Here is a 16,801-nt window from a genome sequence, read left to right on the forward strand (position 1 = left end):
GTTCGAACGCGAGCGTCCCCGCGAACGGCGGGTCCCGACGCGCCCCGACACGCGGCACCGCACGAGATCCGTTTCGGACCGTGGTGCTCCTCGCCGCGTCGCGCAGCGCCGCGAGACGCCGCCCCAGCGGGCGGCAACCGAAACGGAAACCCGGTTCGGACCGCTCGACCACTCAGGAAGCGAGCGCCTGGATCAGGCTCTCCTGCACCCAGGTCAACCACTGGTAGACGTAGTAGTGCTCGCGTTGCAGCTGGTCCTCGGGCGGATCCTCGGGAACCTCCTCGGAGACCCCGAGCGCGGTGCCCAGCGCCAACCGCACGTCGTTGAGCGCCGAGAGCCAGCTGTCGGCCTGGTCCTCGGTCAGCGAGACCCTGCCGCCGCGCTCGGGGCAGGTGTCGAGCACGGTGGCGGCCACCCCGCTCTTGTGCTCGATCAGCTCGGGCTCGTGCAACGAGCGCAGCGCACCGGCCGTGTCGGAGCTTTCGGCCTCCGGTTCGAAGCTGTCCCGGTCCGGCCGGATGAAGTCGGGCAGCAGCCTGGCGAGGACGCTTTCCTCCGGGGGTGTGCTCGGCCCGGCACGCATCCCGGTCAGCTCGGCGAGTTCGTCCTGCGGCGCCTGGTCGGCACGGGCGGTGAGCATGTCCTTGATCTCACCGACGAGCCCCCGGATCACCGCGGCCTCGTTCGGTTCGAACTCGGTCACCAGCCTGCCGTTGTCACGTGTCCAATCCTGCACTGGATTCGCTGCCCGTTCACGAGTCGTGCTGCATGGTGGCCCAGAGCCCCGCGGCGTGCAGTTTCGCCACGTCGCCCTCCACCTTTTCCTTGGAGCCGGATGAGACCACGGCCCGGCCCTTGTTGTGCACATCCAGCATGAGCTTGGTGGCGTGCTCCTTGCTGTAGCCGAAGATCTTCTGGAGTACGTAGGTCACGTAGGACATGAGGTTGACCGGATCGTTCCACACGACGGCCACCCAGGGCCGTTCCTCGCTCGCGGCCTCCTCCGGTTCGGCCTGCGCACTTTCGACTTCGGCGGGCGTGGTCATACGTCCATTCTCACACGATGGCCTCGGGCGACTGCCGCCCACGCGGTTCCGGTCGGCACGTAATCTCGCGGACATGACCGATCCAGCCAGTACAGCGCTGCGCACCGACCACTACGAACTGACCATGCTCAGCAGCGCCCTGCGCGACGGCACCGCACACCGTCACTGCGTGTTCGAGGTGTTCACCAGGCGCCTGCCGGACGGCCGCCGTTACGGGGTGGTCGGCGGGGTGGAGCGACTGCTCGAGGCGGTGGAGAACTTCCGGTTCGACGAGCGAGTGCTGGAGAGCCTGGAACGCGACCGGGTCTGTGACCGGCGCACCCTGGAGTGGCTGGCGAACTTCCGGTTCGCCGGTGACATCGACGGCTACCCGGAGGGGGAGCTCTACTTCCCCGGATCACCGCTGTTGACGGTCAGCGGGACCTTCGCCGAGGCGGTGCTGTTGGAGACGGTGGTCCTGTCGATCCTCAACCACGACAGCGCGGTCGTGGCTGCGGCCACGCGCATGGCATCCGCCGCCAACGGCAGACGCCTCATCGAGATGGGGTCCCGACGTACTCACGAGGAGTCGGCGGTGGCCTCGGCGCGCGCCGCGTACCTGGCCGGGTTCGCCGCGACGTCGAACCTGCTGGCCGGAGCCAGGTACGGGATTCCCACCGCGGGCACCTCGGCGCACGCGTTCACGATGCTGCACGACAGCGAGCGCGAGGCGTTCGAGTCACAGGTCGCCGCGCTGGGGGCGGACACCACCCTGTTGGTGGACACCTACGACATCACCGAGGGCATCCGCACCGCGGTGGAGGTGGCCGGAACGGACCTCGGCTCGGTGCGCATCGACTCCGGGGACGTGGGGGTGCTGGCCAGGCAGGCCAGGGAACAACTCGATTCACTGGGGGCCACCGGGACGCGGATCGTGGTATCCGGTGACCTCGACGAGTTCGCCATCGCCTCGTTGCGTGCCGAACCGGTGGACGTCTACGGGGTCGGCACCTCGCTGGTGACCGGGTCCGGCTACCCCACCTGCGGGATGGTCTACAAGCTGGCCGAGGTGGACGGTCGTCCGGTGGTCAAGCGCAGCTCGCACAAGGAGTCGCGCGGCGGTAGCAAGAACGCGCTTCGCAGGCACAAGCCCACCGGAACCGCGCTGGAGGAAGTGGTCCACCGCAACGGCCCCGGCATCGAGCCCCCGGAGGCCGGGCCGCACGACCGGTTCGTGCAGCTGCCGCTGGTCCGCGGGGGCGAGCGCCTCGATAACCTTCCGGGGCTGGAGGACAATAGGCAACGACTGCGGCACGCGCTGGTGAGTCTGCCCTGGGAGGGACTCAAGCTCTCGGCGGGTGAACCAGCGATTCCCACGGTGTTCGAGAACTTCTGACCCGTCCGGGGCGAGCGCCCCCGAACGAGCGGTGCGACAGGCCGTTGATGTGACGTGGTACTGGAGGTACGGATGGCCAAGGCGTTGATCGTCGTCGACGTGCAGAACGACTTCTGCGAGGGCGGCGCGCTGGCGGTGGAGGGTGGTGCGGAAACGGCTGCCGCGATCTCCCGGCTGCTGGCGGAGTCGGACCACGACCACGTGGTGGCGACTCGTGACTACCACATCGACCCGGGTGAGCACTTCTCGGAAGAGCCCGACTTCGTGACCTCCTGGCCGGTGCACTGCGTGGCGGCTTCCGCGGGAGCCTCGTTCCACCCCGAACTGGACGTGGCTCCGATCGACGCGGTGTTCTCCAAGGGGCAGTACAGCCACGGCTACTCCGGTTTCGAGAACAACGGTCTGGCGGACTGGCTGGCCGCGCGGGGCGTTCGGGAGGTCGACGTGGTCGGGCTGGCCACCGATCACTGCGTGCGTGCCACCGCGCTGGACTCGGCCGGGGCCGGGTTCGAGACCCGAGTGATGTTGGACCTGACCGCCGGGGTAGCGGCGGGGACCGTGCGAGAGGCGCTGCGGCAGCTTCGCGCGGCCGGGGTCGAGCTGACCGGTGAGCCCGTGGTTCGCGGCGGGTAGTCCTCGGAGCCCGGCGCGGAATTCGGCACGACTCGCTCCCGCGATCCGCAGGACAAGAGGTCGGTGTCCCGAGGGGCGCGGGCCGCCCGAGCGGTGATCACAGGGGGGGGGGCGCCCCGTGGTCGGAGCTCGAACGGCGCCCCTCGCGGGCGGACGGCTGCGATGCCCGTGGCGCGCTGCGGTAACGTCGGTGAACGTGCCGGCATCCGTTCCGAACTGGTCCGTTCCCGACGTTTTCGAGCCCGACGGCACCGAGGAGCTGCCCCCGGAGCTGACGTCGAACGCGGATTCGAGTCCCGCCTCCCTCACCGTGGAATCCCCCGGTGGGAGCAAGCAGCGCGACCTCGGGAACGGGGCGGCCGTGAGCGGAAGCGGTCCGACCGCGGGCGGCGTGGAGCGACGGGTCGGAAAAGGCTCCGGAGCGGCGAAAAGCACGGGGACGGCGACCGCCGGGAACCGGACCGACGTCGAACCCGCCGATCTGTCCACATTGCTCTCCGTCGCGGTGGAGGCCGTCGGCGGCAGCGAACGGGACGGACAGACCGCGATGGCCGAGGCCGTCGACAACGCGATCGCCTCCGGCGAGCACCTCGCGGTACAGGCGGGCACCGGCACGGGCAAGTCGCTCGCCTATCTGGTTCCCGCCATCCGGCACGCGGTCACCGCGCACACCACCGTGGTGGTTTCCACCGCGACGATCGCGCTGCAGCGTCAGCTGGTGGATCGCGACCTGCCCCGGCTGGCGGACGCGCTCGCGGACTCACTGGGGCGCAGGCCCACGTTCGCGATCCTCAAGGGCAGGCGCAACTACCTGTGCCTGAACCGGATACACGGCAACGCCCCCGACGAGCCGGACGAGGGGGCGCTTTTCGACGCCTTCGCCGCGTCCTCGCTGGAGCGCGAGGTACGCCGGGTGCACGACTGGGCCTCCGATACCGAGACCGGGGATCGCGACGAACTCGTGCCCGGCGTCTCGGAACGGGCCTGGCGGCAGGTCTCGGTCACCGGTAACGAATGTCTCGGCGCGCACCGCTGCCCGGTGGGCTCGGACTGCTTCGCCGAGCAGGCACGCAACGAGGCCGGACGTGCCGACATCGTGGTCACCAACCACGCGCTGCTGGCCATCGACGCGCTCGACGACCGACCGGTACTGCCGGAGCACGACATGGTGGTCGTGGACGAGGCGCACGACCTGGTCGACCGGGTCACAACCGCTGCGGGTGGCGAGCTGTCGGGCAACGCGATCAAGCAGGCGGCCCGCAAGTGCGGACGCGCCGTGGAGGAGGAGATCGCGGATCGGCTCAACGAGGCCGGTGAGGGACTCGAGTTCGTGCTGGGCGAGACCGAACCCGGTCGGCTGGGCGAGCCGTCCCGCCAACTGGCCGCGGCACTGTCCGGTCTCCGCGACGCGGCGGCGGCCTGTGTGAACGCGCTGGGGCCCGAACAGCGCGAGGACGTGGAGTCGGGCAGCGCACGCAAACTGGCGCTGGCACCGACCCAGGAGATCCAGGACACGGCGATCCGGCTGCTGGACGCGTTCGAGGAACCGGAGCAGGACCGACGCGACGTGATCTGGATCAGCGCGGAGAACAACCGGCCTCCCTCGTTGAAGGTGGCGCCGCTGGGAGTGGGCGGGCTGCTGCGGGAGCGGCTGTTCGGGCAGCGCACCACGGTGCTGACCTCGGCCACGCTGGCGCTGGGGGGTTCGTTCGACACGTTGGCCTCGCAGTGGGGGCTGCCGCCACAGCGGGAGGCGAGACCGGCCACCGACACCGCCACCGCGCAGGAGCCGACCTCGGACGAGTCGGAACCGAGCTGGGTGGGGCTCGACGTGGGCTCACCGTTCGACTACCCGCGCAGCGGCATCCTCTACGTGGCGCGGCACCTGCCGAAACCCGGGCGCGACGGGCTCCCGGACGCCTATCTGGACGAGCTCACCGAACTGGTTACAGCGGCGGGAGGACGCACCCTGGGGCTGTTCTCGTCGATGCGCGCCGCGCGGCAGGCCAGTGAACAGCTGCGGGAACGACTGTCCACTCCGGTGCTGTGTCAGGGCGAGGACAGCACCTCGCAGCTGGTCGACTCGTTCGCCAAGGACCCGGCCACCAGCCTGTTCGGCACGTTGTCGCTGTGGCAGGGCGTGGACGTGCCCGGGCAGTCGTTGCAGTTGGTGGTGATGGACCGCATCCCGTTCCCCCGACCGGACGATCCGCTCGCCTCGGCTCGGCAGCAGGCGATATCGGCACGCGGGGGCAACGGCTTCATCACGGTGGCGGGCACGCACGCCGCGCTGCTGCTGGCGCAGGGTGCGGGCAGGCTGCTGCGCTCGGCGGGCGACCGAGGGGTCATCGCGATACTGGATCCCCGGTTGAGCACGGCGCGTTACGGCGGGTTCCTGCGTGCCTCGTTGCCACCGTTCTGGAACACCGAGAGCCCGGATGTGGTGCGCGGTGCGCTACGGCGCCTGGACGAAGCAGCGGGATGACCGGGCAGGAGCTGACCACTCGGGGACGAGTTGCTCGGGCAGGAGCGGACGCCGCGCGGCGAGCCCGGCGCTTTCCCGTAGCGGAGCCCGGTGCCCGAACTCCGCTACGGGTTGGTTCACCTGCCGGCCTCGGAAAAGGTCGTGCCACGTTCGTGCTGCCGGTCGTGATGCCGTTCGGACTGCTCGGGCACCTCCGGATGGGCGTACTCCTCCATGCGCATCGCCGCCCCGAGCGCGAAGAACGTGGGAGCCCACTCCCCGACGAAAATCCCCCACCTGTCCGCTCGCGCCAGGTTCTCCCCTTGCAATCCCCGGGAAGCAACCCAGGAGATGATCGCGAAGAGTATCGAGGACAGCCCCGCCACGAACATCTTGTCCGAGTCCATTCCGTACCTACGCAGCATCGAAAGCATGGCGCCACCTTTCGGATCACGCCCACTCCCCGGTGACTGGGAAACGCCCCACACGCGGCGAGTCGGGCACTTTTCGGGCCACCCCCCGGATTTCCGGTTTGAGCTTTCGTAAACCCGCCGGGAGCGCCCTACCGAGGCAGTATGTGTTCTGCTTCACAATGACTGGCCGTAGATTTCGCGTGGCATCCCCGAGCCTCCGGTTGTGGGAACCCCACAACGCGAGGCGATCTTTTCTGTAATCGGGCCGGAGCCGGTTAGGTTTGCGCCGCTTCCGTCGGCCGAGCGACGGAGGCCTCACCGGAACAGGGGACAACCATTCCCGTACGGGTGAGCCGGTTTTCGATCGTTCGCACAGGAGAGCAGCGTGTCCGACTCCGCCCCCTCGCGGGCCGCCTCCCCGAGCCCCGTCGCCAAGCAACGCCGCGGTCTGCCCGCTGCCGATCTGGCCCGGATCGTGGTGTTCGCCGCGTTCACCGCCGTGCTGGGCACCTTCCCCGGCATCTACCTCGCGGGCTCGGCGGTGCCGATCGTGCTGCAGAACACGGGGCCGCTGCTGTGCGGCAGCCTGCTGGGGGCTCGCCGCGGCACCGCATCGGTGGCGCTGTTCCTGGCACTGGTCGCGCTGGGGTTGCCGCTGCTGTCCGGCGGGCGCGGCGGAATCGCGCCCTTCGTCGGTCCGAGCGCGGGCTTCCTGTTCGGCTGGCTCCTCTCGGCACTCGTGGTGGGACTGATCGTGTTCCTCGTCCGCAAACCCACGCTGCCGGTGCTGCTGCTGGCCAACCTGGCAGGCATCACCGTGGATTACCTGGTGGGGCTGCCGGTCATGGCCGCCGCCATGGGTGACTTCCGAGCGGCCGGAATCGCCATGATCGGTTACGTACCGGGTGATCTCGCCAAGGTCGTGCTGGTGTCACTGGTGGCCGTCGCGGTGCACCGTGCCTTCCCGAACGCCGCACCGCACCGGGAGCGCACGGCCCGATGAAGTCCTCCACCCCGCCTCCGCCCCGGAATCACCCCGCCAGCTCGGAGCCGAGCCCAGCCCTGGCCCTGCCGCCGATCCTGGCGGGTGGCACCCCGCGCACCGTCCGCTCCCCGAACGGCGAGTTCACGGGAACGGAACTGGTGCGCCGGGCCCACGCCGCGGCCTCCGAACTGGCGACAGCGGGCGCCGGCCCGAACAGCCGTGTGTTCGTCGAAGCCGAGCGGGACCCGACGATCGGGCTGGCCCGGCTGCTGGGCGCCGACCTGCTGGGATCGGCCACGCTGCTGGCCGATCCGGAGTGGAGCGATACCGAACGGGCCGGTGTGCTGCGCGAGGCCGCGCCGGACGTGTTCGCGAGCGGCCCTCTCCCCGGTCCGGCCGATCCGATCCCGCCGGACGGCGACGGCGCGAGGCTGTTCTACCTGCCCACCACCTCGGGCAGCACCGGCCGTGCGCGGGTGCTGGCCCGCACTCGGCGTTCCTGGTGGTACAGCTTCGAGTCCTTCGACGTGGGGATCACCGCACGGGACACAGTGCTGATCCCCGGTCCGCCGAGTTCCTCGCTGTTCCTGTTCGGCGCGCTGCACGCGATGCACCTCGGCTGTGATGTGGAGCTGTCGGAACGTTGGTCGGCGGCCCGGGCCGCCGAAGCCTGCACCAGGGCCACCGCCGTGCACCTGGTGCCCACCATGCTGACCGCGCTGCTGGCGGTGCTGGAACGCGAGCCGCGGCTGCTCGCCGCGTGCCGGGTGCGGAGATTCGTGTGCGGTGGGGCGGAGCCCGACGAGGGGCTCCGCCGACGGCTGGGCAACCTGCTGCCCGACTGCGAGCTCGTGGAGTACTACGGCTCGGCCGAGCACTCCGTGGTGGCGCTGCGCGGCGCGGACGAACTGCTGCACCCGGCGGAGCACGTCGAGGTCCGGATCGGCGCCCCGGCCGGGACGGCCAGCGACGGCACCGAGCCCGGCACGCTGTGGGTGCGCTCGCCGTTGCACTTCAGCGGCTTTCTGGAATCGGGCGTGCTGCGCGCCGTCGAGCCGGGTTTCCACAGCGTGGGTGATCTCGCGAGGGGCTCGCACCGGGACGGTTTCCGGGTGCTGGGCAGGGGCTCGGCGACGATCGAAACCGGCGGCAGGCTCGTCGCCGCCGAGGAGGTGGAGAACGTGCTGCGCACCGCACCGGGGGTGTTCGACGTGGTGGTGGCCCCCACCCCACACCCCAGATTCGGTGCACTGGTCACCGCCGTGGTCGAACCCGAGTCCGAGCACGCCGTCGACCTCGCGCGGCTGCGCCGCCTGGCGCGGGACTCGCTCGGCAGCGCACAGCGGCCCCGGCGCTGGGTCTCGGTGAACGAGCTGCCGCGCACCCCCAGCGGAAAACCCGCGCGCGGCGCGGTGCGCGAGTGGTTGGCGACGGGCGAGCTTCCCACGGAGGTCCCCGGATGAGCACGGCCACTCCCGGACCGTTGACACCGGTGGTGGTCGCCGCACGCCGCAGCCCGATCGGTACCGCCGGTGGCTCGCTGCGTGACGTCGAACTCGACCGCCTGGCGGGAGCGACCACCTCGGCGGTGTTCGAGGACGCCGGGTTCGAGCGGGTCGACGAGGTGCTGCTGGGAAACACCCGCGGCCCCGGGGGCAACCCGGCACGCGTGGCAGCGCTGCGCGCCGGTCTCGGTGCGGAGACCCCCGGGATGACGGTGGACCGGCAGTGCGCTTCCGGGTTGAGCACGATCGTGACCGCGGCCCGGCTGGTTTCCGCCGGAGTCGGGGAGCACTACCTGGCGGGCGGCGCGGAGAGCTCCTCGACCGCACCGTGGCGCGCCTGGCGACCGCGCGACGCCACCGAACCTCCCCGGTTCTACAGCCGGGCGCCGTTCGCGCCGCCGGACGTGGGCGATCCCGAGATGGGGCCCGCGGCCGATCTGGTGGCAGCCGAGGCGGGCATAACGCGGCAGCGGCAGGACGAGTTCGCCGCGCGCAGCCATCGGCGTGCCTCGGCGGCGCGCGAAGCGGGGCGGTTCGACCCCGAGCTGGTCGGGGTAGGCGGCATCAGGCACGACGAACGACCGCGTACCGGGTTCGACGCCGGACGACTCGCCCGCTTCCCGCCTGCCTTCACCGGCGACGGCACGGCCACGGCCGCGAACTCCTGCGGCATCGCCGACGGGGCCGCGATGGTGGCGGTGACCAGTGAGCGCTTGCGGCGGGAGCGCGGGCTGCCGGGGCTGCGGCTGCTGGACGCGGAGATCGTGGGCACCGACCCGAACCGCCTGGGCGTCGCTGCGGTTCCCGCCATGCGTGTCGTGCTGCGGCGGCAGCGACTCCGCCCGGAGGTGGTGGAGTTCACCGAGGCGTTCGCGGGTCAGGTGCTGGCCTGCCTGGACGCCGTGGGGCTCGACGAGCGGCTGGTGAGTCCGGAGGGTGGTGCGATCGCGCTCGGACACCCCTGGGCGGCCTCCGGGGCGGTGCTGCTGGTGCGGCTGTTCCACCGGATGCTGCGGCACGGAGAATCGGTGGGTATGGCCGCGCTCTCCTCCGGTGGCGGTCTGGGGATCGCCACGATGTGGGAACTGGTTCGTTGAGTAGCGGATCGCTGGGCGATCCGGGGATGCGGAGGATCGGTTGATCGAGTTCGACGGGGTCGGTCACTCCTACGGCGAGCACACGGTGCTCGACGACGTCCGGTTACGGCTGGACGAGCGCAGGGTGGCCTTCGTCGGGGCCAACGGTTCGGGCAAGTCCACGCTGGCCCGGATGATCAACGGGCTGGTGCTGCCGAGCAGGGGGCGGGTACTGGTGGACGGGGCGGACCCCGCGAAAGCGGGCAACCGCGTACGCAACCGGGTGGGGTTCGTGTTCACCAACCCGGATTCGCAGATAGTCATGCCCACGGCCGGTGAGGACGTGGCCTTCTCGCTGCGCAAGAAGGGAATCTCCAAGGCGGAGCGGGAGCGCAGGGCCGCCGAGGCACTGGCCGAGCACGGCCTGGCGGGTTATGCCGACCATCCGGCCCAGCAGCTCTCCGGTGGGCAGAAACAGCTGCTCGCGCTGTGCGCGATGCTGGTGCTGGAACCCGACGTGCTGGTCTGCGACGAACCCACCACGCTGCTGGACCTGCGCAACAAACGCCGGTTCGCCGAACGGCTGCGCGGACTCGAACAGCAGATCGTGCTGGTGACCCACGACCTCGACCTGCTGGAGGATTTCGACCGGGTCGTGGTGCTCGACGGGGGACGTGTGGTCGCCGACGAGGAGCCCCGCGCCGCGCTGCGGTACTACCGGGAGCTGGTGGCATGAGCCATGTGATCGGTCTTTACCAGCCCGGCCGAAGTCCGCTGCACCGACTGCCCGCGGGCTGGAAGTTCCTCGGGTTGCTGGTGTTCGCTGGCCTGGTCGTGGTGTTCGACCGCCCGTGGCAGCTCGGTGTGTTCGCCGGGGTGGTCTGCGCCGGGTTCGCCGCGGCACGACTCCGCCCCGGTCTGGTGCTGCGCACCATGCGCACGGTGCTGGTGCTGCTGGGGATCGTTTTCGCGTTGCAGTGGTGGCTGCTGGGGCCGGAGAGCGCGGTGGTGGTGTGTCTGCGGTTGCTGGTGGCCATCGGGGCGGCCAACCTGTTCACGCTCACCACCCGGGTCGACGACCTGGTGGCGGCGATCGAGCGTGGTGCCTCCCCGCTTCGCCGCGTGGGGGTGAGCCCGGAACTGCTGGGGCTGCTGGTGGGGCTGACCATCCGGGCGGTGAGCGCGCTGTCGGTGATCGCGCAGCAGACCCGTGAGGCCCAGCGGGCACGCGACGCTAGCCGCTCGGTCGCGGCGTTCGCCGTCCCATTCCTGATCCGCACGTTGCGGCACGCCGACGAGCTCGGCGAGGCGCTGGCGGCACGTGGGGTCGGTGACGAGGCCGGAGCGCGGGACGAGGAGCAGCAGCAGACCGACCCCGGTGCCGAGCGTTCCGTGGAGGACCGTTCCGAGGGGACCGCGGAACGCGCCGACGTCTCACGAGACGAGTAGTCCCTCCCGCACGTGCGGTTCGGGAGGGAGCTCAGTGCGACCACTGGGTTGCTCGGGAGCATTGGGGCGAGCTTGACCACTGGGCCACCACGGTCACGGTGCCCGGGTCGATCTCGGTGAATCCGGCGTCGCGTACGGCGGCCACCCCGCGATCACGCCAGGCCGCGGCGGGGTCGTCACCGGGCAGCAGAGCCGGCCAGGTGTCGGTGTCCGGGGTGCGGACGGCACAGGGGAAGCCGGCTTCGTGCCAGTGACGCAGTTCACTCGCGGCGTGCTCGCCGACGGCGTCGGAACGGCTCGCGTCCCCGTGCAGCAACGCGGCCAGGATCATGGTGGCGTGGCCGACCTGTGCGGCCGCCTTCCCCGCCGTCATGCCGACGTGCGGGTTCAGCCACAGCACGGGGGTCGCTGCGGGCGGTGGTCCCGGGTCGTCGGCGGGGAGGTCGCTGCCGGAGATCTGTAGCCGGGTGAGTTCCCGCGGCATGTCGGCCACCCGGGCGGGCAGCAGCGCACGTGCCTCGGCTCCCGCGACGCCCACCGTGATGCCGGGGAGTTCCGTCACGGCCCGCCAGTGGGAACCACGGGCGCGGCGGGTGACCTTGCGGATCCGCCCGTCGACCCAGCCGGAGACGGCCTCGTGCCAGGGGCCGCCCGGTTCGCTGCGCTGATCGAGGCACACCGCCACGGCAGCCGCGGCCGAGGCCTCGAGCAGCGCGGTGCGGCCCGGCGGCGTGTCGCGCTCGATGCGCAGCACCACCGGCAGCAGCACGACGTTGTCGGGATCCTCCTCGGAGGTGTCGGCCGTGGCACGGTCGGGCAGCGACAGCCAGGAGGCGTAGCGGTCGGTCAGCGGCCGAAGCACCGCGGCGTACTCACTCACGGAACGGATTGTCCCTCCAGCAGCTCGACCGGTTCCCGCTCCCGCACCCGGATGTTGCCCAGCCAGGCGACCAGCATCGCGGCGAGGGCGATGCAGATCGTCATGACCACCAGGTACAGCGCGACTCCGCCGACGCCTCCCGCCGTGTCGGGGCGCAGGAAGGGATAGGGGAACCATCCCGTCACCGCACCACGCACCAACGAGTAGACGACGTAGACCAGCGGAACGCTCAGCCAGGCGAACGCGTTCGCGTAGCGGATCCGCGCGCGGGGCCGGACCAGCAGCCAGTCCACGAACATCACCACCGGGATGAGGCGGTGCATAACCGTGTTCACCCAGGGCAGCGAGTCGCCGCCGTCGAGCAGCAACGCGAAGACGGTTCCCGTCGTGGCCATGTAGACGGTCATGCCCCCGCGTAACCACTCGAGAACGGCGCGGCCGTCCCGGCCGGGAGCCGCCCCGAGGCGAACCAGCAGTGTTCCCGCGGCGATGTTGCTCAGGATCGTGAAGTAGCTGAAGAAGTTCACCGGCGAGAAGTCCGGCAGTGCCAGGTCCGCGACGAACTGTCTGCCGACGGCGATCACCGCCAGCGCGCCGAGCAGAATCCGTAGCAGACGCACGGGCCACGCCCGGCTGGACAGCATCGAGTCGTACACCTCACGTTTCCAACGGCACCCGCGCGACGAATCCGTCCTCGGCATCGGCGGCCTCGACCTCGGCCCTGGTGACGCCGAGCACGAACAGCACGGCGTCGAGGAACGGGTGCGACAGCGCGGTGTCGGCGACCTCGCGCAGCGCGGGCTTGGCGTTGAACGCCACGCCCAGCCCCGCCGTGGCGAGCATGTCCATGTCGTTGGCGCCGTCCCCGACCGCCACGCACTGCGAGAGCGGAACGTCGTAGGACTCCGCGAATCGCTTCAGCGCGCTGGCCTTGCCGCCCCGGTCGACGATCTCACCGACGACACGTCCGGTGAGTTTACCGTCCATCACTTCCAGGTCGTTGGCAGCACTGAAGTCCAGCCCCAGATCGTCGACCAGATGGTCGATGATCCTGGTGAAACCGCCGGAGACGACCCCGGTGTGATAGCCGAGCCGCCGTAGGGTGCGCACGGTGGTGCGGGCGCCGGGGGTCAGTTGCAGTTCCTTGCCGACCTCGTCGAGCACCGAGGCGGGCAGCCCCTCCAGCACCGCCACCCTGCGCCGCAGCGACTCGGAGAAGTCCACCTCGCCGCGCATGGCCTGCTCGGTGACCTTGCGGACCTCCTCCTCGCGGCCCGCCTTGGCCGCGAGCATCTCGATGACCTCGCCCTGCACCAGCGTGGAGTCGACGTCGAAGACCACGAGCCGCTTGGCGCGTCGGGCCAGCCCGGTGCGTTCCACCGCGACGTCGACACCGATCCCCGCGGAGAGGTCGGTCATCTCGGAGGTGAGCATCTCGTCGGTGTGCTCGCCGGTCTCCGCGGCGGTGACGTGCAGCTGCAGCCCGGTCACCGGGTAGTCGGCCACCCGCTGGATGGAATCGATGTTGACGTCGACCTCGGCGAGCTTGCGGGCCACCTCGGAGAAGCTGCGTGCCGAGACCGGCTGCCCGAGCACGGTGACGACGTGGGTGGAGCCGAGCTTGTCGGCCTCCCCGTCCTCGGCGTCGATCTCGACCTCGACGGTCATGCCGACGGTGGCCATGGCCTGTTCGACGGATTCCTGCAACTGCTCGGGATCGTATTCGGTCGCCACGAGCACACCGAGAACCAGTCGCCCGCGGATCACGACCTGCTCGACATCGAGCACATCCACTCCGTGCCTGGTCAGCGCGGCGAACAACACCGAGGTGACCCCGGGCTTGTCACGGCCTGTCACGGTCATCAGCACGGTGGTGGGATTTGACGTGGTCACGACTGACGGCACTCCCTCGATATTCGACTCCGGGAACCACCCTACGGGGTTCGGAAACCCGTTCCGAACAACAAGAGCCCCGGACCGATCGGTAGGCCGACCGGCCGGGGCTCCCCGTCGAGCGGGATTACCGTGCCACACCCGCACCGGGTGTCGTTAGGTCGAATATCACTTTTCGTCGAGCTTGCGGGCCTCGCCCGAGTCGCTCCCGTGCCCCGATTCACCGGAGGCACCGGCGTGGGCCAGCGGCTTGCCGGAGAGACCCACGTGGCTCTCCACCCGCATCCGCTCGGCCATGTGCGGGTAGTGCAGCTCGAAGGCGGGACGCTCGGAACGGATCCGGGGCAGCTCGGTGAAGTTGTGCCGCGGCGGCGGGCAGGAGGTCGCCCACTCCAGCGAGTTCCCGTAGCCCCACGGGTCGTCGACGTTGGCGAGTTCGCCGTAGCGGTAGCTCTTGAACACGTTCCACAGGAACGGCAGCATCGAGGCTCCCAGCAGGAACGCGCCCGCCGTGGAGATGGTGTTGAGCGTGGTGAACCCGTCGCTGGGCAGGTAGTCGGCGTAGCGCCTGGGCATCCCCTCGTTACCCAGCCAGTGCTGCACCAGGAACGTGGCGTGGAAGCCGATGAAGGTCAGCCAGAAGTGCACCTTGCCCAGCCGTTCGTCCATCATCCGGCCGGTCATCTTGGGGAACCAGAAGTAGATGCCCGCGAACGTGGCGAACACGATCGTGCCGTAGAGCACGTAGTGGAAGTGCGCGACCACGAAGTAGGTGTCCGAGACGTGGAAGTCGATCGGCGGTGCGGCCAGCAGCACACCGGTCAGCCCGCCGAACAGGAAGGTCACCAGGAAGCCGATCGAGAAGATCATCGGGGTCTCGAAGGTGATCTGCCCACGCCACATGGTGCCGATCCAGTTGAAGAACTTCATCCCGGTGGGCACCGCGATCAGGAACGTGGTGAAGGCGAAGAACGGCAGCAGCACCGCGCCGGTCGCGTACATGTGGTGGGCCCAGACGACCACCGACAGCGCGGCGATACCCAGCGTCGCGTAGATCAGGCCGGTGTAGCCGAACAGCGGCTTGCGGGAGAACACCGGGAAGATCTCGGTGACGATACCGAAGAAGGGCAGCGCGACGATGTAGACCTCGGGGTGGCCGAAGAACCAGAACAGGTGCTGCCAGAGGATCACCCCGCCGTTGGCCGGGTCGAACACGTGGGCGCCGAGGTGCCGGTCGGCCAGCAGGCCGAACAGCGCGGCGGTCAGGATCGGGAAAGCCATCAGGATCAGCACGCTGGTGACCAGGATGTTCCACGTGAAGATCGGCATCCGCCACATGGTCATGCCGGGCGCGCGCATGCAGACCACCGAGGTCACCATGTTGACGCCACCGAGGATCGTGCCCAGGCCGGAGACGAGCAGGCCGGTGATCCACAGGTCGGCACCGATACCGGGGGAGTGCACGGCGTCGGACAACGGGGTGTAGGCGAACCACCCGAAGTCGGCGGCACCGCCCGGCGCGAGGAAACCGCTGATCACGGTCAACCCGCCGAACAGGTAGAGCCAGTAGGAGAACGAGTTCAGCCTGGGGAAGGCCACATCCGGCGCACCGATCTGCAGCGGCAGGATGTAGTTGGCGAACCCGAACAGGATCGGGGTGGCGTACAACAGCAGCATGATCGTGCCGTGCATGGTGAACAGCTGGTTGTACTGCTCCTGCGACAGGAACTGCATCCCCGGGACCGCGAGCTCACCACGGATCAGCATGGCCATCAGACCACCGACCAGGAAGAATCCCATCGAGGTGGTCAGATAGAGGATGCCGATCTGCTTGGGATCGGTGGTACGCAGCAGTCCCAGCAGTGTGGATCCCTTGGACGTGTTGCGCACCGGATAGGGGCGCGAAGTGATCGGCTCTGGCGCGACGGCCGTCACGGTGCCTCCTGCACTGCCTCGAAGACGTTGTCGGCCCCGACCACGGGACCGCCCGGCCCGTCCGGGCCGGCTAACCCTGATGACAGCGTCGCAACCGATGTCGGTTCGACTCGCTCCCCGATGATCGATTCGATGACTGCCATCTGCGGATATTAGTCCCGGCGCTCAACTCCGCTACGTCCGGGCTGTAGTCACTCTATTCATCCCCCTCGCCGAGGACACCGAGGATGAGATCCACGCGACAGCGACGAATGACCGCCGGAGCGGCGCACGCGCCCGCGGGACGCCTCCGACTGGGAAGCCTCCGGCGGAGCGCAGCACCCTGCGGGGACCACCTGTACGGATCACCCTGAAGGCACCCCTTAAGCTGGCACGTGGTCGCCTGTTCGGGCAGGCGGTCCGCTGGACCCAGCGGGTTGAAGGCTCCGCAGGCGTGTCGGTCGTGCCCAGCACCGGCCCGCCCGGGGAAGGATCGGTATTTCCGGAGGCGAGGAAACGGTGCGCAAGAGCACGATCATCGGCGTCCTTGGGGCCGCGGTCCTGGCACTGACCGGCTGCTCGCCGAACTACGAAGATCCGAGCGACATGAAGCCGGGCGCGGGCACACCGCCGCCACCGAGCGCGATCATGCCCGCCGAGGACTCCGGCAACGGCGACGAGACGGCGCAGGTCAACACCGACCTGGAGTTCGCCCAGCAGATGGTTACCCATCACGAGACGGAGACGCAGCTGCTGGAGGTGGCGATCAAGAACGCCCCCGACGAACGGGTCGTGGAGTTCGCCGAGCAGCTCGAGCGGGAGCACGGCCCGCGAATCGAGGAGATCAGGGCCTGGCTGCGGGAGCGCGGCGAGGGCGAGGTCACGCCCGAGGACGTCGGCACCGGCGAGGACACGCAGATGCCGGGAAGCGAGGTCGCCAGCGAGCTCCCCAAGCTGGAGGAGGCCCAGCAGGCGCGTTTCGACTCGCTGTGGCTCCAGTCGATGATCGACCACCACGAGGCCGTGATCGAGATGACCCGTACCGAGCTCGACAAGGGTTCGAACGAGGAGATGAAGTCGATCGCCACGGAGATCATGGAGTCGCGCACCACCGAACTCGAGGAACTGCGGCAGCTGCAACAGAACCTCTGACCCGAACCGGCTCGCC

General features: G+C 69.7%; 16 protein-coding genes. 9 read left to right on the top strand and 7 right to left on the bottom strand.

The window, feature by feature from the left end; translation table 11 throughout:
- Window positions 1-172 precede the first annotated feature (172 nt).
- Entirely contained in the window at window positions 173-736 is a 564-nt protein-coding gene (locus BLR41_RS21970) for a DUF2017 domain-containing protein (RefSeq protein ID WP_092632636.1), read from the bottom strand.
- Window positions 737-752: 16 nt separating this feature from the next.
- On the bottom strand, window positions 753-1,046 hold the full coding sequence (gene clpS, locus BLR41_RS21975) for an ATP-dependent Clp protease adapter ClpS (RefSeq protein WP_092929481.1): 294 nt from the start codon (window positions 1,044-1,046) through the stop codon (window positions 753-755).
- Window positions 1,047-1,119: 73 nt separating this feature from the next.
- Here clpS and BLR41_RS21980 point away from each other — a divergent pair, with 73 nt between their 5' ends.
- The 3 genes from BLR41_RS21980 (at window position 1,120) to BLR41_RS21990 (ending at window position 5,539) form a co-directional block, all read left to right on the top strand.
- Window positions 1,120-2,421 (top strand): nicotinate phosphoribosyltransferase, encoded by a 1,302-nt coding sequence (locus BLR41_RS21980; RefSeq protein ID WP_092632642.1) that lies wholly within the window; start codon window positions 1,120-1,122, stop codon window positions 2,419-2,421.
- A 72-nt stretch (window positions 2,422-2,493) separates the two neighbouring features.
- Window positions 2,494-3,054, top strand: a complete 561-nt coding sequence (locus BLR41_RS21985) for a nicotinamidase (protein ID WP_092632751.1) — start codon at window positions 2,494-2,496, stop codon at window positions 3,052-3,054.
- Window positions 3,055-3,250: 196 nt separating this feature from the next.
- Window positions 3,251-5,539, top strand: coding sequence for an ATP-dependent DNA helicase (locus tag BLR41_RS21990; protein WP_425426944.1), 2,289 nt, complete (start codon window positions 3,251-3,253; stop codon window positions 5,537-5,539).
- Between the two features lie 116 nt (window positions 5,540-5,655).
- Here BLR41_RS21990 and BLR41_RS21995 read toward each other — a convergent pair whose 3' ends face one another.
- The gene (locus BLR41_RS21995) at window positions 5,656-5,952 is read right to left on the bottom strand and encodes a hypothetical protein (protein WP_092632645.1); all 297 of its coding nucleotides are present in this window, start codon (window positions 5,950-5,952) and stop codon (window positions 5,656-5,658) included.
- Window positions 5,953-6,316: 364 nt separating this feature from the next.
- Here BLR41_RS21995 and BLR41_RS22000 point away from each other — a divergent pair, with 364 nt between their 5' ends.
- Genes BLR41_RS22000 through BLR41_RS22020 form a run of 5 tightly spaced genes read left to right on the top strand, consistent with a single transcriptional unit; the run spans window position 6,317 to window position 10,946 of the window.
- Window positions 6,317-6,934, top strand: coding sequence for a biotin transporter BioY (locus tag BLR41_RS22000; protein WP_245694730.1), 618 nt, complete (start codon window positions 6,317-6,319; stop codon window positions 6,932-6,934).
- On the top strand, window positions 6,931-8,379 hold the full coding sequence (locus BLR41_RS22005) for a class I adenylate-forming enzyme family protein (protein WP_092632648.1): 1,449 nt from the start codon (window positions 6,931-6,933) through the stop codon (window positions 8,377-8,379). Before BLR41_RS22000 ends, BLR41_RS22005 begins: the two co-directional genes overlap by 4 nt.
- Entirely contained in the window at window positions 8,376-9,518 is a 1,143-nt protein-coding gene (locus BLR41_RS22010; protein ID WP_092632650.1) for a thiolase family protein, read from the top strand. Before BLR41_RS22005 ends, BLR41_RS22010 begins: the two co-directional genes overlap by 4 nt.
- Window positions 9,519-9,558: 40 nt before the next feature.
- A complete protein-coding gene (locus tag BLR41_RS22015; protein ID WP_092632653.1) occupies window positions 9,559-10,233 on the top strand; it encodes an energy-coupling factor ABC transporter ATP-binding protein in 675 nt (224 codons plus the stop codon).
- Window positions 10,230-10,946, top strand: coding sequence for an energy-coupling factor transporter transmembrane component T family protein (locus tag BLR41_RS22020; RefSeq protein ID WP_176798098.1), 717 nt, complete (start codon window positions 10,230-10,232; stop codon window positions 10,944-10,946). Before BLR41_RS22015 ends, BLR41_RS22020 begins: the two co-directional genes overlap by 4 nt.
- 31 nt (window positions 10,947-10,977) lie before the next feature.
- Here BLR41_RS22020 and BLR41_RS22025 read toward each other — a convergent pair whose 3' ends face one another.
- The 4 genes from BLR41_RS22025 to ctaD form a co-directional block, all read right to left on the bottom strand.
- Window positions 10,978-11,826, bottom strand: coding sequence for a peptidyl-tRNA hydrolase (locus tag BLR41_RS22025; RefSeq protein WP_092632656.1), 849 nt, complete (start codon window positions 11,824-11,826; stop codon window positions 10,978-10,980).
- Window positions 11,823-12,482, bottom strand: coding sequence for a Pr6Pr family membrane protein (locus tag BLR41_RS22030; protein ID WP_245694732.1), 660 nt, complete (start codon window positions 12,480-12,482; stop codon window positions 11,823-11,825). The genes BLR41_RS22025 and BLR41_RS22030 overlap by 4 nt, the downstream gene beginning before the upstream one ends.
- Window position 12,483: 1 nt before the next feature.
- Window positions 12,484-13,719, bottom strand: coding sequence for a phosphoserine phosphatase SerB (gene serB, locus BLR41_RS22035; protein WP_092632660.1), 1,236 nt, complete (start codon window positions 13,717-13,719; stop codon window positions 12,484-12,486).
- Window positions 13,720-13,887: 168 nt separating this feature from the next.
- Window positions 13,888-15,654: an aa3-type cytochrome oxidase subunit I gene (ctaD, locus tag BLR41_RS22040; RefSeq protein WP_092632663.1), complete on the bottom strand. Its 1,767-nt coding sequence runs from the start codon at window positions 15,652-15,654 to the stop codon at window positions 13,888-13,890.
- A gap of 498 nt (window positions 15,655-16,152) precedes the next feature.
- Between ctaD and BLR41_RS22045 the strand changes: the two genes are divergently transcribed.
- On the top strand, window positions 16,153-16,785 hold the full coding sequence (locus BLR41_RS22045) for a DUF305 domain-containing protein (protein ID WP_245694734.1): 633 nt from the start codon (window positions 16,153-16,155) through the stop codon (window positions 16,783-16,785).
- Window positions 16,786-16,801: the final 16 nt, after the last annotated feature.

Source organism: Actinopolyspora mzabensis, assembly GCF_900101095.1.
GTDB lineage: Bacteria > Actinomycetota > Actinomycetes > Mycobacteriales > Pseudonocardiaceae > Actinopolyspora > Actinopolyspora mzabensis.